The organism is Streptomyces sp. NPDC093109, from assembly GCF_040701725.1.
GTDB lineage: Bacteria > Actinomycetota > Actinomycetes > Streptomycetales > Streptomycetaceae > Streptomyces.
In genome coordinates, this window is record NZ_JBFBEZ010000011.1 from 65,561 (window position 1) to 79,666 (window position 14,106).

Here is a 14,106-nt window from a genome sequence, read left to right on the forward strand (position 1 = left end):
AGGGTCCTCCCCAGATGGCAGAGCTCGTCTATCGGCCGGTCATCGGCGCCGCTCTCACGATGTTCAAGGCGCTGGACCTGAAGATCGACACGCAGGGTTCCGAGCACATCCCGCGCACCGGGGGCGCCGTGCTCGTCAGTAACCACATCAGCTATCTGGACTTCATCTTCGCCGGACTCGCCGCCCTGCCCCAGAAGCGCCTGGTGCGCTTCATGGCGAAGGACCAGGTCTTCCGGCACAAGATCTCGGGGCCGCTGATGCGCGGTATGAAGCACATCCCGGTGGACCGCAAGCAGGGCGAGACGGCGTACGCGCACGCGCTGGCCTCGCTGCGGGCGGGCGAGATCGTCGGGGTCTTCCCCGAGGCGACCATCTCGCAGTCCTTCACGCTGAAGAGCTTCAAGTCGGGCGCGGCCCGGATGGCGCAGGAGGCCGGCGTACCGCTGATCCCGGTCGCGCTCTGGGGCACCCAGCGGGTGTGGACCAAGGGCCGGCCGCGGAACTTCAAGCGCAGCCACATCCCCGTGACGATCCGGGTCGGCGAGCAGGTGGAGGCCCCCGCCGACCAGTACGCGGGCGCGATCACACGGAGGCTGCGGGACCGGGTGCAGGAGCTGCTGGAGGCGGCCCAGCGCGCCTATCCCGTACGCCCGAAGGACGCGAACGACACCTGGTGGGTGCCCGCGCATCTCGGCGGGACCGCGCCGACGCCGACCGAGGCGCGCGCGGCGGAGCAGCACTGAAACGTCCGGACGAGGGGCGCGGAGGCGGCGGAAACGTCTCTCCGCGCCCTTCGGCGCGACGTGTCGGGCCGGCCGCTCAGTCGGTCGCATTTCTGTTCGTCGATGGCTGTCCCGCCGCCATCTCCTCCTTGAGCGCCTGCACGAAGGCGTCCACATCGTCCTCGGTCGTGTCGAAGGAGCACATCCAGCGGACGTCGCCCGCCTTCTCGTCCCAGAAGTAGAAGCGGAACCGTTCCTGGAGGCGCACGCTCACCTCGTGCGGCAGCCGGGCGAAGACCGCGTTGGCCTGGACCGGATGGAGGATCTCCACGCCGTCCACCGCCCGCACGCCCGCCGCGAGCCGCTGGGCCATCGTGTTGGCGTGCCGGGCGTTGCGCAGCCACAGATCGCCCGCGAGCAGCGCCTCCAGCTGGACGGAGACGAAGCGCATCTTGGACGCGAGCTGCATGGACAGCTTCCGCAGATGCTTCATCGCGCGCACGGCGTCCGGGTTGAGCACGACGACGGCCTCGCCGAACAGCATGCCGTTCTTCGTCCCTCCGTAGGAGAGGACGTCCACGCCGACGGTGTTGGTGAAGGTGCGCATCGGCACGTCCAGGGACGCGGCGGCGTTCGCTATCCGGGCGCCGTCGAGATGGACCTTCAGGCCGAGGCCGTGGGCGTGGGCGCAGAGCGCGCGGATCTCGTCGGGCGTGTAGACCGTGCCCAGCTCGGTGTTCTGGGTGATCGACACGGCCTGCGGCATGGCCCGGTGCTCGTCGTCCCAGCCGTACGCCTGCCGGTCGATCAGCTCGGGGGTCAGCTTGCCGTCGGGCGTCGGTACGGTGAGCAGCTTGAGCCCGGCGACCCGCTCGGGCGCCCCGCCCTCGTCCACGTTGATGTGCGCGGACTCGGCGCAGATCACCGCGCCCCAGCGGTCGGTGAGCGCCTGGAGCGCGACGACGTTGGCGCCGGTGCCGTTGAAGACGGGGAACGTCTCCGCCGTCGGGCCGAAATGGCGGTACATGACGCGCTGGAGGTGTGCGGTGTAGTCGTCCGCGCCGTAGGCGGTCTGGTGGCCGCCGTTGGCGACGGCGAGCGCCGCGAGGATCTCGGGGTGGGCGCCCGCGTAGTTGTCGCTGGCGAAGCCGCGCACCCCGGGATCGTGGTGGCGGGCGGCGTCCGTCGTACGGGACCTCACGGCTCGGGGGTCAGCCACAGGCGGTGTCCATTCACTTCCCTGGCGGGCCGGTCCCAGACACCGGCGATGGCCTCGGCCAGATCCGTAACGTCCGTGTGGCCCGCGAATTTCGCGTTCGGGCGCTCGGCGCGCAGCGCGTCGTGCACCAGAGCCTTGATCACCAGGATGGCAGCCGCGGCCCGGGGGCCCTCCTCGCCCCCGGCCCTGCGGAAGGCGTCGGCGAGCGCGAGGGTCCAGGCCTCGGCGGCGGCCTTGGCGGCCGAGTAGGCGGCGTTGCCGGCGGTGGGGCTGGTCGCGCCGGCCGCGCTGATCAGCACGTACCGCCCCCGCTCGGCGCGGAGCAGGGCGTCGTGGAAGGCGAGGGAGGTGTGCTGGACGGTGCGGATCAGCAGCTTCTCCAGCAGTTCCCAGTCGGCGAGGTCGGTCTCCGCGAAGGTGGCGCTGCCGCGCCAGCCGCCGACGAGGTGGACCAGGCCGTCGATCCGGCCGAACTCCTTCTCCGTACGGTCGGCCCACGCGCGCGTGGCGGCCGGGTCGAGCAGGTCGACGGTGTCGCCGATGACGGTGGCCGCGGGGTGCGCGTCCCGGGCCGCGTCGACGGCCTCCGCGAGGCGCTCGGCGTCCGCGTCCGCCGCGATGACGGTCGCGCCCGCCCCGGCGAGCCGGATCAGGGCGGCGCGGCCGACCGGTCCCGCGGCTCCGGCCACGGCGACGACGAGGCCGGCGAGACGGCTGTCGGTGTCCATTCGGTTGGTCTCCTTGTCCGGGACGCTCACGCGGCCACGCGTCCGGTGCCGGTCGTCGTGCCGGTCGTCGTGCCGTCCGTGGCACCGGGGGTGGTTCCGGTGATGCCCCTGGTGGACTCGATCACCTTCTTGAGCTTCTTGGAGAGCGCTTCGTAGAACATGCTCAGCGGAAACTCGTCGGGCAGCACGTCGTCGACCAGCTTCCGGGGCGGCTGGGTGAGGTCGAGCGCGTCGGGGCCCTTGGCCCACCGGGAGCCGGGGTGCGGCGGGAGATACGCCGCGACCAGGTCGTACGCGGCGAACCAGTGGACGAGCTTGGGGCGGTCGATCCCGGCGCGGTAGAGGTCCTCGATCTCGGCGCAGAGCCGGTTGGTGACCTCGGCGGCCCGCGCCCAGTCGATGCGCAGGGTGTTGTCGGTCCAGCGCACCACGTCGTGCCGGTGGAGGTACGAGAAGAGCAGCTGGCCGCCGAGCCCGTCGTAGTTCTTCACGCGGGCGCCGGTGACCGGGAAGCGGAACATCCGGTCGAAGAGGACGGCGAACTGGACGTCACGGCCCTGCGGGAAGCCGTCGGCCTCCAGCCGTACCGCCTCGCGGAAGGCGGTGAGGTCGCAGCGCAGCTCTTCGAGCCCGTACATCCAGAACGGCTGGCGCTGCTTGATCATGAAGGGGTCGAAGGGCAGATCGCCGTGGCTGTGCGTGCGGTCGTGGATCATGTCCCAGAGGACGAACGCCTGCTGGCAGCGCTGCTGGTCGGCGACCATGGCGCGCAGGTCGTCGGGGAGCTCGACGCCGAGGGTGCCGACCGCCGCCTCGGTGACCCGGCGGAAGCGGGCCGCCTCCCGGTCGCAGAAGATCCCGCCCCAGCTGAACCGCTCGGGTGCCTCGCGCACGGCGATCGTCTCGGGGAAGAAGACGGCGGAGTTGGTGTCGTACCCGGAGGTGAAGTCCTCGAAGGTGATGCCGCAGAAGAGCGGGTTGTCGTAGCGGGTGCGCTCCAGCTCGGCCAGCCACTCGGGCCAGACCATGCGCACCACGACGGCCTCCAGATTGCGGTCCGGGTTGCCGTTCTGCGTGTACATGGGGAACACGGCGAGGTGCCGGCGGCCGTCCGCGCGGTCGGCGGCGGGCCTGAAGGCGAGCAGCGAGTCCAGGAAGTCGGGGACCGCGAAGCCGCTGTCGGCCCATTTACGCAGGTCGGACACTGCGGCGGCGTGGTAGGCCGCGTCGTGGGGAAGCAGCGGGGAGAGCTGCTCGACGGCGGCGATCACCCGGTCCAGGGTGACCTCGACGAGCGCGCGCGCCGGGGCGCCCTCGGCGTCGAAGTCGATCGAGCCGTCCGGCGACTGCCAGGGGCGGATCTCCTCGACGGCGGCGCGGAGTTCCGGCCAGGCCGGGTGATCGGTCACCCGCGCACCATCGGCGCCGGCGGCGGCCTCGGATCCACCGAATCCACCGGTCGCGGCGGATTCACCGGATGCGGCGGCGTCCTGCGCAAGAATTTCCGTCATGTCACGTCCCTCACCGTAGAACCTGGCGCATCTGGCGCTGACCTCACCGTATAGGCCGCTGGATCACCCGGACAAGCGGCGCTGGAAGAAATTATCCGGCCGTAACCCCATGGTCACCGCAGTTCTTCCGGCGATATGGCGTCGCCGCGCTTACTTCCACCGTATCTCCGGGTCGCTCAGGCGGCAGCTCCACCGCCTGGGACTAGGCTCGGGCGCCGAGCCGCCGTCGACGGAAGCGAGAGAGTCTTGACTTTCCACACCATCGGTCACCGCGGAGTGATGGGTGTCGAACCGGAGAACACCCTGCGCTCCTTCCGGCACGCCGAGCGGGCCGGTATGGACGCCATCGAGCTGGATCTGCATCTGAGCAAGGACGGCGCTCTCGTCGTCATGCACGACACCACGGTGGACCGTACGACCGACGGTACGGGCGCCATCGCCGACCGGACGCTCGCCGAGCTGCGCGAGCTTGACGCGGGGCTGGGCGAGCGCGTGCCGGTCTTCGAGGAGGTGCTGGACGCCGTCGGGTCACCGGTCCAGGCCGAGATCAAGGATGTGGCGGCGGCGCGCGCCCTGGCGGAGGTGATGCACGCGCACGGGCTCGTGGAGCGGGTGGAGGTGTCGTCGTTCCACGACGAGGCGGTCGCCGAGATCGCCGCGCTGGTGCCCGGCGTGCGTACGGTGCTGATCGCGAGCCGCTGGGACGCGGACGTGGTGGACCGGGCCACGGCCGTGGGCGCCGCCTCGCTGGCGCTGAACATCCGCCGGCTGAACCTGGAGACCGTGGAGCGCGCGCACGGCGAGGGGCTCGGCATCATCGGCTGGGTGGTGAACACACCGGACCAGCTGCGGCTGGCGCGGGCGTTCGGGCTGGCGGCGGTGACCACCGACCTCCCGGAGATCCGGCGCGCCGGCCGGTTCACGGCGTAACCAACGGCCCGGGCGGGCAGGGTCACCGGGGCGCCCCGGTATCCGCGTGACGCCGCGTGGTTCCTGGCGGACCGGATCCGAACGACCCTGAAGAGGAGTGTGCGACGACGTGACATCCGAAGCGCGGCAGGCCCTTGTCGTCCGTGGCGGCTGGGAGGGACACCAGCCCGTGGCGACCACGGAGCTGTTCCTGCCCTTCCTGCGCGACCACGGCTACGCCGTACGGATATCCGACTCCCTGGACGTCTACACCGACGCCGCACTGCTCGCCGCCACCGATCTGGTGGTGCAGTGCTGGACGATGGGCGAGCTGTCCGGGGAGCAGAGCGCGGGGCTCTCGGCCGCGGTCCTGGCGGGTACGGGGCTGGCCGGCTGGCACGGCGGGATCGTCGACTCCTTCCGCGGCGATCTCGGCTACCAGCTGCTGACCGGCGGCCAGTTCCTCATGCACCCGGCCGGCTTCTCCGAGCACGGTGTGACGCTCGTCAAGGAGCGCGCCGACCATCCGGTGATCGCCGGGCTCGGCGACTTCCGGGTCCATACGGAGAAGTACTGGCTGGCCACGGATCCGCTGATCGACGTCCTGGCGACAACGGAGTTCGCGGCGGACGAGGAGCGTTCCCGGCCGGTCACCATGCCCGCGGTGTGGACCAGGAGCTGGGGCGCGGGGCGGGTCTTCGTCTCGGCCATCGGCCACAAGCCGGACGATTTCGATGTGCCCGAGGTACGGACGCTCACCGAGAGGGGGCTGCTGTGGGCGAGCCGCTGAGGATCGGTGTCGTCGGGGCGGGCGCCATCAGCGGCGCCTATCTGGACACCCTGGAGCGGCTGGCCGAGGTGCGCCTCACCGCCGTCACGGACCTCGACCAGGACCGCGCCGGCGCGGTGGCCGCCAGGGTGCCGGGCGCGGCCGTCGCCGCCTCGGTGGCGGAGCTTGTCGTACGGGACGATGTGGACGCCGTGCTGAACCTGACCGTCCCCGCCGTCCACGCGGAGGTCGCGCTCGCCGCCCTCGCCGCCGGGAAGCACGTGTACGGCGAGAAGCCGCTGGCCACCACGCGCGCGGAGGCGGACGGGCTGCTGGCCGCCGCCGCGGCTGCCGGGGTACGGCTGGGCTGCGCGCCCGACACCGTACTGGGCACGGGCGTCCAGACCGCGCGCGCGGCGGTCGACGGCGGGCTGATCGGCACGCCGGTGGCGGCGACGGCCTTCATGACCACCGCGGGACACGAACGCTGGCACCCGGACCCGGAGTTCTACTACCGTCCCGGCGGCGGGCCGCTGCTCGACATGGGCCCCTACTATCTCTCCGCGCTGGTGCATCTGCTGGGCCCGGTCGTGGAAGTGACCGGCGCGGCCTCCCGGCCCCGGGCGGAGCGGGAGATCGGCAGCGGGCCGCGCGCGGGCGAGCGGTTCGGGGTGGCGGTGGACACCCATGTCACCGGGGTGCTGCGGCACACGGGCGGGGCGCTGACCACGCTGGTGATGAGCTTCGACATCCAGGCCGCCCGGCTGCCGCGCATCGAGGTGCACGGTACGGCGGGCTCCCTGTCGGTGCCCGATCCGAACAACTTCGACGGGCCCGTGGAGCTGCACCCGGCGGGCGGGGAGTGGACGGTCCTGCCCGTCTCGGCCGGAATTCCGGGAGCGGCGCGCGGAGTCGGACTCGCCGACCTGGCGCGGGCGCTGGCCGAGGACCGGCCGCACCGGGCCTCGGCCGAACTCGCGCGCCATGTCCTGGACGTGATGCTCACCCTGCTCGACGCGGCGCGGGAGGGCCGGACGCTGAAGGTCGTGAGCGACTGCGAGCGGCCGGAGCCGGTGCGCCTGTAGCGGCGCTCAACGGCCGGGCGCCGTAGGCGTGCGGCGGGGACGCGTCCCGAACGGCGCGCCCCCTGTGTCCCGTTGCGCCCCGATGCGCCTGAATGCTCGCCGGACGGCCGGGGAATGACCTTGCGGACGGCTCGCTCGGGGGAGGTACGGGGTGCACGGACCGGCGACGGCCGGCTGGCTGCTCGTCGCGCTCTGCGCGGCGGCCGGGGGCTTCTGTCTCCTCCGGCTGCGCGGCGGCGCGCCGGAGCAGCGCCGTTCGGCGGGCGGCGAGGCGCTGATGGGGTTCGGGATGGCGGCGATGGCGGTGCCCGCGGCCGTACTGACCCCGCCACGGTGGGTCTGGGTGGCGTACGCGGTGGTGTTCGGCGCGGCGGCGCTGCACGTCCTGGTGCCGGCGCGGGGCCGGTACCCGCATGAGCACCGGCACCGCTCGCACCATCTGCTGGGGATGCTCGCGATGGTCTACATGGCGGGGGCCATGGCCGCCGCGCCGGGCGGCGCGCACAGCACGCACGCGGGCGTCGGCGCGAGTGGAACGCCGCTGGTCACCGGGGTGTTGCTGGTCTACTTCGCCGGTTATGTGCTGTGGGCGGGCACCCGGCTGCTGCCGGTGGCGGGCACGGTCCCGGCGGCGCCCGGCGCGCCGGTGGCCGCCGCCGGCCGGTACGACCGTGCCGAGCTGGCCTCCGCCTGCCGGCTGTCCATGGGTCTCGCCATGCTCGCGATGCTGCTGACGCTCTGAGGGGCTCCCGCCGGATCGGCCCGGTGAAACGTGTCCTGGATCACTTGGCGCGAAAGGCGATATCCCTGAGCGGGGGCGCGCTCATACTCTGGTGCGCATGATGGTCTCCCTGGCACTGCTGCTGCTCGGAGCACTGGCCGCCGTCGTGGCCCCGCGACTCCTGTCGCGCGCCGAATGGCCGGAGCGGGAGCCGGTGGTGGCGCTCTGGGTGTGGCAGTGCGTGGTGGCGGCCGTGCTGCTGTGCTTCGCGCTCTCCATGGTCTTCAGCGCCGCGGCCGCCTGGCTGGCGGTACGCGGCCATGTCTTCGCGCCCGCGCCGCGCGGCGTGGTGGAGGCGTACGCCTTCGGTCCGCACCGGCCCTGGTCGGCGGTGCTCGCGGTGGTGCTGGCGAGCGGCGGGCTGTGGACGGTGGCGATGCTGACCCGCGAGATCCACCGGGCGCGCCGGCGGCGCGGGCGGCGCCGCGAGGAGCTGCTCGTCCGCTCCCCGCTGCTGCCGGGCGAGGAGCCCGGCGGCGAGCGGCTCGTGGTGCTGGAGGGCGAGCGGCCCGATGCCTGGTGGCTGCCGGGCGCCGCGCCCCAACTGGTCATCACCACGGCTGCGTTGCGCCGTCTGAAGGGCCGTCAGATCGATGCCGTACTGGCCCACGAGCAGGGCCACGCGCGCGCCCGGCACGACTGGCTGCTGCACTGCTCGGGGGCGCTCGCGAACGGTTTCCCGCAGGTGCCGGTGTTCGCGGCGTTCCGCGACGAGATGCACCGGCTGGTCGAGCTGGCCGCCGACGATGTCGCCTCGCGGCGCTTCGGCCGGGTGACCATCGCGCTCGCCCTGGTCGAACTCAACGAGGACCGCGGGGTGTTCGGCCCGCGCGGTACGCCGGGCGCGCAGGTGCCGCAGCGGGTCAGCCGGCTTCTCTCACCGGTCCCCCGGCTGCCGGCCGGCCGCCGGCTGCGGCTGACCGCGGCGGCGGCGCTGGTGCCGGTGGTGCCGGTCCTGATCGCCTTCGTACCGGCGCTCCGCGCGCTGGGCTGACCCCCGCCGGCCCGGCGGCCGGGGTGAACGTGCCGGGAACACAATCGGCACGTACGGGTGGTTGGCCTTGTCCCCGGGGCGGTGCCCCGGCAAGGATCGGACGCATGACGTTCAAGGCTGTACTTTTCGACTTTTCCGGAACGCTGTTTCGTATCGAATCCGCCGGTTCCTGGCTGCGGGCCGTCCTCGACGAGTCGGGGATCTCCGTACCCCCCGACGAGGTGCGCCGGTACGCGATGATGCTGGCCGTGACGGGCGCGCTGCCCGGCGGCCCCTCCCCGCAGCGGGTGCCGCCGGAACTGGCGGACGTATGGGCCGTCCGGGACCGGAGCGCCGAGCTGCACCGCGCCGCGTACACCGGGCTGGCGCGCCAGGTGGAGCTGCCGGCGCCCGGACTGTACGACGCGCTCTACGACCGTCATATGACCCCGGCTGCCTGGCGTCCGTACACCGACGCCGCCGAGGTGCTCGGCACGCTGCGGCGCGCCGGTGTCGGCATCGGTGTGGTCAGCAACATCGGCTGGGACCTGCGGCCGGTCTTCCGCGCGTACGGGCTCGACGCCCTGGTGGACACCTATGTGCTGTCGTACGAGCACGGCGTGCAGAAGCCCGACGCGCGGCTGTTCCGGATGGCGTGCGAGCGGCTGGGGCAGGATCCCCTCGATGTGCTGATGGTCGGTGACGACCGCGGGGCCGACGGCGGAGCGGCCGAACTGGGCTGTACGGTCCACTTCGTGGACCATCTGCCCGTGGAGGAACGCCCCGCCGGCCTGCGTCCCGTCGTCGCTCTGGCGGGCGCGGGCCCGCTGGGCTGAGGGAGTGCCGGCTGCCGGTGGGGCGCTCGGTGTGCGACGGGGCCTCAGCCGGCCAGGCCGGTCATCCGCCACAGTGTGCCGGTGACGGAGTCGATCACGAGGGCGTCGCCGCCGGAGTCGAGGGCGAAGTCCGAGAACGACCGGAGGGACGTCGTGATCGGACCGCCGCGCCCGCCGGTGGCCGGGTCGATGGTCTTCACGGTGACGGCGGCCGAGACGAAGACGATCCGCCCGTCGGCGGCCACCTGGAGACTGGTCGGCTCGTAACCGCCCTCGTCGAAGAGGGTGGTCGTGCCGGTCGCCGGGTCGATGCGGGAGACGGTGCCGTTGAGGTCCGACATGTACAGCCGCCCGGAGGCGTCGGTCGCCAGGTCCAGGACCGTCCCCAGCCCGCCGGCGAGAAGCCGGGCCGGCGCACCGGGGCTGATGTCCCACACCTGGCCGATACCGCCGACGTACACATGCCCGTCGTGGTGGGCCACCGCCAGCAGGGGGTCGAACCCGGAGACGACCACCCGGTGCGCACCGGTGGCGACGTCGACCTGCTGGAGCCGGCCCGCGAAGTCGACGACGTACACGCTGCCCGCTCCGTCGGACGCGATACCCCGTACGTTCCCCAGGCCCGTGGCCACCGTGGTGACCGCACCGGTCGCCAGATCCACGCGCTTCACCCGGCCGTCGCCGGAGTCGGAGACGCTGAGAAAGGCGGAACCGTGCCCGTCCAGGGCCACGGAGAAGGCGCCCGCGAGACCCTCCGCCACGGCCTGGCAGGACGAGGAGGGGCAGGCGACGGAGGAAGGAGAAGCGGGAGAAGCGGCGGAGGCCGGCGCCGTACCGAAGGCCGTGACACCGGCCAGGACAGCGGCGGCGAGCGCGAGACCGGCACCGCGAGGGGCGCGGTTGCGGTTGCGGTTGCGGTTGCGGCGGACGGTCGGCGAGAACATCGAGTGCGAGGAAGGCATCAGTGATCCTGTCCATGCGTGAGGGGGGTTGATGGTCCTGCTCGGCGGTCCGGCGAAATGTGGGGCGCGGCGTCCAAGGCAGCGGGAGGCCGGAGATGGCGCCGTACGCCTTGGACGATCCCCCGCGTCGCCCAAGGCGTACGGCAGTCCGCCGGCCGCTCCCGTTGGGGGGCACGGCGGACGCTTTGAGTATATTCGCTCGGACTCCGGCGCCCGGTGAGGAGCGCCGGCACCGCGTTCCGCCGGGCGGGGCGCCGCCCGGCGGAACGCGGTGGGGCACTGTGCCTCAGTGCAGGAGTCTCAGTGCCGGAGTCTCAGTGCCGGAAGTCCGCGAAGTAGTCGGGCTGCGTCTGCACGTTCAGCTCGTGCATCCGAATCCGCTTCGCCGGGTCGGTGAGACGGTCGTCGAGCCTCAGCACATCGAAGCCCTTGACCATGTCGTTCGAGTAGATGTGGCCGTTGTAGTAGTACGCGGACCAGGTGCCGCCGCCGACCAGCCGCTCGGTGGAGAGCGGGCCGCGCTCGAAGAACGCGATCTCCTTGGGCTTCGCCGAGTTGGTGAAGTCCCAGACAGAGACGCCGCCCTGGTACCAGGACTGGACCATGATGTCGCGGCCCTTGACCGGGATCACCGAGCCGTTGTGGGCGACGCAGTTCTCGGTGTCGGCCTGGTAGCGCGGGATCTTGTAGTAGCTGCGGAAGACCAGCTTGCGCTTGTCGCCCTTGCCCACGATGTCGTAGATGCCGTCGGCACCCCGGTTCGGACCGATCGCCGCGTTGCAGGTGGCGGCGCCGCCGCCGCCCAGTTCGTCGGTGAAGACGACCTTGTTGGCACCCTGGTTGAAGGTCGCCGAGTGCCAGAAGGCGAAGTTGACGTTGTCCTGGACCTGGTCGATCACCCGGGGGCGCTCGGGGTCCTTGATGTCCATCAGCACGCCATCGCCCATGCAGGCGCCGGCCGCGAGGTTCTTGGACGGCAGCACGGTGATGTCGTGGCAGCCGGAGGTCGCGGAGACACCCGGGTTGGTGGGCGCGCCCGGGTTGCCGCCGTCCGGGAACAGCACCTCGAACTTGACCAGTTCGGCCTTCTGCGGGGCCTTGCGCGGCACCTTGACGATGGAGATGCCGTCGTGCGGCGGCTGGCAGTCCGGGAAGGACGCGCTGGGCGCGTACGAGGAGACGTAGATGTAGACGTTCTTGGCCTTCGGCACCAGCGTGTGGGTGTGTGAACCACAGGCGGTCTCGACAGCGGCGACGTACTTCGGGTTGCGCTTGTCGCTGATGTCGAAGACCTTCATGCCCTCCCAGGACTCCTTGATCGTCGCCGACTGCGGGACGCTGTTGCAGGAGTTGTCGCTGCGGGAGGAGTCGGTGGAGAGGAAGAGCAGGTTCCCGGAGACCGAGATGTCGTTCTGCGATCCGGGACAGAGCACCTGCGCGACGGTCTTCGGCGCCTTCGGGTTGCTGATGTCGAAGATCCGGAAGCCGTCGTAGTTGCCGCTGAAGGCGTAGTTGCCCTGGAAGGCCAGGTCCGAGTTGGTCCCCGTGATGAGGTCCTTCGGCACGTTGGCGAGGTGCTTGATGTTGGGGCTGTGGACGATCTCGTCCACTCCGGGTATCTCACCGGCCGCGATGGCGGCCTTCACCTGGGCGGTCCGCTCGCTGGAGACGGTCGTCTCCTGCGTGGCGGCGTCACCGGGCTCGGGACTGGCGATGGCCGGTCCCGCGGTCAGCAGAGTCGCGAAGAGCCCGGCCGCGGCTGCCGCCACGCCCAGACGTCTGCGCCGCACTCGTGGGGTGTGCAACGAGGTCACTGCGTCCTCCCTTGTTCTCCGGGTCAGGGTGATCCGGTATGGACCTCGGCAGTATCGTTCTTTTCATGTACATCCCAACAGATGGCAACAGAGACGTAATGAAAGTTTTTGATCACGGGTAAGTGGAAGCGTGTTAGGGATGTGTTCCATCACCCCCATGTGCCGTAGGAGGCCGCTGTGTTGATCCGTCGCCGGAGTCCGCGCCACCGCCGGGCCGCCCTCTCCGTGGCGGTGGCCGTCGCCGTACTCGCCCTGGGAGCCTGCGACTCGGGGGACGGCAAGAGCGCGGATCCGCCAAGTCCCAGGCAGGACAAGGGAATAGGCGTGATCGCGCCGGGTGCGCCGGGCGAGCCGGCGAAGACCCTGTCCGCCGAGGAGGCCGAGAAGGCCCGTCCGGACAACACTCCCAACTCGGCTGATTTCGCTTACGCGCGGATGATGATCGTCCACCACGGCCAGGCGCTGGAGATGACCGACCTCGTCCAGAAGCGGGCGGATTCGGATGCGGTGAAGCGCCTCTCGGCCCGGATCGCCGCCGCCCAGAAACCCGAGATCGGCGCGATGGAGGGATGGCTGGAAAGCAATGGCGGGGCAAAAGAGGAAAATGGCCATCAGCACGGGACAATGCCCGGAATGGCCACCGAGGCCCAATTGACGCGATTGCGCGCGGCGAAGGGCACCGCGTTCGACGAGCTCTTCCTCACGCTCATGATCACGCACCATCAGGGCGCGGTCACCATGGCCACCGACGCCATCTCGGACGGCCGGAACGTGCAGATCGCGGACATGGCCAAGGACGTCATCGCGCAGCAGAGCATCGAGATGGACCGCATGCGCGGCATGTGACGCGCGGGCGGCGTCAGCGGTGGGTCAGCGGCGGTGGTGGCGGGGCGTCAGATGCCCCTCGTCGCGGGCGCCGGCGATGAGCCGGAGCGCCTTGCGGCGGCTGAATCCGGTGGCGGCCATCACCGCGAGCACGGGGTCCTGGCCGGCGCGCTGTGCGGCGCGGTAGACCTCGGCCACCCCGCGCCGGGCGGCGCTGCCGCGCGGGAGGGCCGGGGCGGCGCGGTGCCGGCCCGGCTCGGGGTCCGGTGCGGGCGCGGACGCCGACTCGGGCTCGGGTTCGGTGACGGGCGCGGGATCGGTGACGGGCGTGGGATCCGGCGCGGGCGCCGCTTCCAGCCCTGGAGCCCGCTCCGGCTCCGGCTCCGACCGCGGCTCGGGCTCCGGCTCAACATCGGTCTGCGGTACGGGTACAGGTGCGGGATCGGGCGCCCGGTCCAGGTCGCGTACGGGCTCGGGCCCGGACCCGGGCTCCGCGACGACCGGCAGCGGCACCGGCAGCGGCACCGGCGGCCGGTGCCGGCCCGCGACCACCTGGCACGCACTCTGGAGCGGCGCCTCGATCGTCTCGGCGAGGGCTGCGAAGCCCTCCAGGGCCAGCGGCGGATCGGCCTGCGCGTCCTCGATCGCGATACGGCCGTCCCGTACCACCGCCAGCACATCGATCCGGGCGCCGTCCGCGAAGGTCAGCCGGACGTCGACCCAGGGCGGCAGGATCTCGCGCCGCCCGGCGCCGTCCCTGGGGTCACCGGCGCCGGTGACGGTGCCGTGCCCCTGCACCTCCCACGCGGGCCACGCGCGCGCGTCTCGCTCCTGTGGTTCCTGGGCGGAAATCGATTTATGTTCCGACACATTCACAACTTAATCAGGCAATCCGCCCTTATGGTCGTGGCGCGCACGCGCCCGATCCGGACGGCACCCTGTCGGCTCACAGCGCCGAAGGGGGAAGAGGCA

14 protein-coding genes are annotated in these 14,106 nt (G+C 71.8%); 8 read left to right on the top strand and 6 right to left on the bottom strand.

The features are described 5' to 3' along the window. The first annotated feature begins 14 nt into the window (after nt 1-14). Nucleotides 15-743, top strand: a complete 729-nt coding sequence (locus AB0389_RS13375; protein WP_366395496.1) for a lysophospholipid acyltransferase family protein — start codon at nt 15-17, stop codon at nt 741-743. Nucleotides 744-819: 76 nt separating this feature from the next. On the opposite strand, the gene AB0389_RS13380 is transcribed toward AB0389_RS13375, so the two are convergent. Genes AB0389_RS13380 through AB0389_RS13390 form a run of 3 tightly spaced genes read right to left on the bottom strand, consistent with a single transcriptional unit; the run spans nt 820 to nt 4,180 of the window. After that, the gene (locus AB0389_RS13380) at nt 820-1,941 is read right to left on the bottom strand and encodes a low specificity L-threonine aldolase (protein WP_366395497.1); all 1,122 of its coding nucleotides are present in this window, start codon (nt 1,939-1,941) and stop codon (nt 820-822) included. Next, nucleotides 1,920-2,669, bottom strand: coding sequence for an SDR family NAD(P)-dependent oxidoreductase (locus tag AB0389_RS13385; protein WP_366395498.1), 750 nt, complete (start codon nt 2,667-2,669; stop codon nt 1,920-1,922). The genes AB0389_RS13380 and AB0389_RS13385 overlap by 22 nt, the downstream gene beginning before the upstream one ends. 26 nt (nt 2,670-2,695) lie before the next feature. Beyond that, the gene (locus AB0389_RS13390) at nt 2,696-4,180 is read right to left on the bottom strand and encodes a DUF6421 family protein (protein WP_366395499.1); all 1,485 of its coding nucleotides are present in this window, start codon (nt 4,178-4,180) and stop codon (nt 2,696-2,698) included. Between the two features lie 279 nt (nt 4,181-4,459). On the opposite strand from AB0389_RS13390, the gene AB0389_RS13395 reads away from it, so the two are divergent. From AB0389_RS13395 to AB0389_RS13420, 6 genes are all read left to right on the top strand, one after another. Further along, the gene (locus AB0389_RS13395) at nt 4,460-5,110 is read left to right on the top strand and encodes a glycerophosphodiester phosphodiesterase family protein (RefSeq protein ID WP_366395500.1); all 651 of its coding nucleotides are present in this window, start codon (nt 4,460-4,462) and stop codon (nt 5,108-5,110) included. Between the two features lie 109 nt (nt 5,111-5,219). Beyond that, nucleotides 5,220-5,879 (top strand): ThuA domain-containing protein, encoded by a 660-nt coding sequence (locus AB0389_RS13400; RefSeq protein ID WP_366395501.1) that lies wholly within the window; start codon nt 5,220-5,222, stop codon nt 5,877-5,879. Next, the gene (locus AB0389_RS13405; RefSeq protein ID WP_366395503.1) at nt 5,864-6,943 is read left to right on the top strand and encodes a Gfo/Idh/MocA family oxidoreductase; all 1,080 of its coding nucleotides are present in this window, start codon (nt 5,864-5,866) and stop codon (nt 6,941-6,943) included. Before AB0389_RS13400 ends, AB0389_RS13405 begins: the two co-directional genes overlap by 16 nt. A 151-nt stretch (nt 6,944-7,094) precedes the next feature. Continuing rightward, the gene (locus AB0389_RS13410; protein ID WP_366395504.1) at nt 7,095-7,685 is read left to right on the top strand and encodes a DUF5134 domain-containing protein; all 591 of its coding nucleotides are present in this window, start codon (nt 7,095-7,097) and stop codon (nt 7,683-7,685) included. A 97-nt stretch (nt 7,686-7,782) separates the two neighbouring features. Next, the gene (locus AB0389_RS13415) at nt 7,783-8,718 is read left to right on the top strand and encodes a M56 family metallopeptidase (protein ID WP_366395505.1); all 936 of its coding nucleotides are present in this window, start codon (nt 7,783-7,785) and stop codon (nt 8,716-8,718) included. Nucleotides 8,719-8,822: 104 nt separating this feature from the next. Beyond that, nucleotides 8,823-9,533 (top strand): HAD-IA family hydrolase, encoded by a 711-nt coding sequence (locus AB0389_RS13420; protein ID WP_366395506.1) that lies wholly within the window; start codon nt 8,823-8,825, stop codon nt 9,531-9,533. A gap of 44 nt (nt 9,534-9,577) precedes the next feature. Here the strand turns inward: AB0389_RS13420 and AB0389_RS13425 are convergent, their stop codons facing one another. Further along, nucleotides 9,578-10,495, bottom strand: coding sequence for a hypothetical protein (locus tag AB0389_RS13425; protein ID WP_366395507.1), 918 nt, complete (start codon nt 10,493-10,495; stop codon nt 9,578-9,580). 314 nt (nt 10,496-10,809) lie between these two features. Further along, on the bottom strand, nt 10,810-12,309 hold the full coding sequence (locus AB0389_RS13430; protein WP_366395508.1) for a hypothetical protein: 1,500 nt from the start codon (nt 12,307-12,309) through the stop codon (nt 10,810-10,812). A gap of 324 nt (nt 12,310-12,633) precedes the next feature. Between AB0389_RS13430 and AB0389_RS13435 the strand changes: the two genes are divergently transcribed. Continuing rightward, a complete protein-coding gene (locus AB0389_RS13435; protein ID WP_366395509.1) occupies nt 12,634-13,155 on the top strand; it encodes a DUF305 domain-containing protein in 522 nt (173 codons plus the stop codon). A 24-nt stretch (nt 13,156-13,179) separates the two neighbouring features. On the opposite strand, the gene AB0389_RS13440 is transcribed toward AB0389_RS13435, so the two are convergent. Then, entirely contained in the window at nt 13,180-14,010 is an 831-nt protein-coding gene (locus AB0389_RS13440) for a DUF6214 family protein (protein ID WP_366395510.1), read from the bottom strand. Nucleotides 14,011-14,106 lie beyond the last annotated feature (96 nt).

Coding starts and splice junctions, on each gene's coding strand:
- AB0389_RS13385 (WP_366395498.1), bottom strand. CDS start 2,669: ATGGACACCGACAGCCGTCTCGCCGGCCTCGTCGTCGCCGTGGCCGGA.
- AB0389_RS13420 (WP_366395506.1), top strand. CDS start 8,823: ATGACGTTCAAGGCTGTACTTTTCGACTTTTCCGGAACGCTGTTTCGT.
- AB0389_RS13390 (WP_366395499.1), bottom strand. CDS start 4,180: ATGACGGAAATTCTTGCGCAGGACGCCGCCGCATCCGGTGAATCCGCC.
- AB0389_RS13415 (WP_366395505.1), top strand. CDS start 7,783: ATGATGGTCTCCCTGGCACTGCTGCTGCTCGGAGCACTGGCCGCCGTC.
- AB0389_RS13375 (WP_366395496.1), top strand. CDS start 15: ATGGCAGAGCTCGTCTATCGGCCGGTCATCGGCGCCGCTCTCACGATG.
- AB0389_RS13425 (WP_366395507.1), bottom strand. CDS start 10,495: ATGCCTTCCTCGCACTCGATGTTCTCGCCGACCGTCCGCCGCAACCGC.
- AB0389_RS13395 (WP_366395500.1), top strand. CDS start 4,460: ATGGGTGTCGAACCGGAGAACACCCTGCGCTCCTTCCGGCACGCCGAG.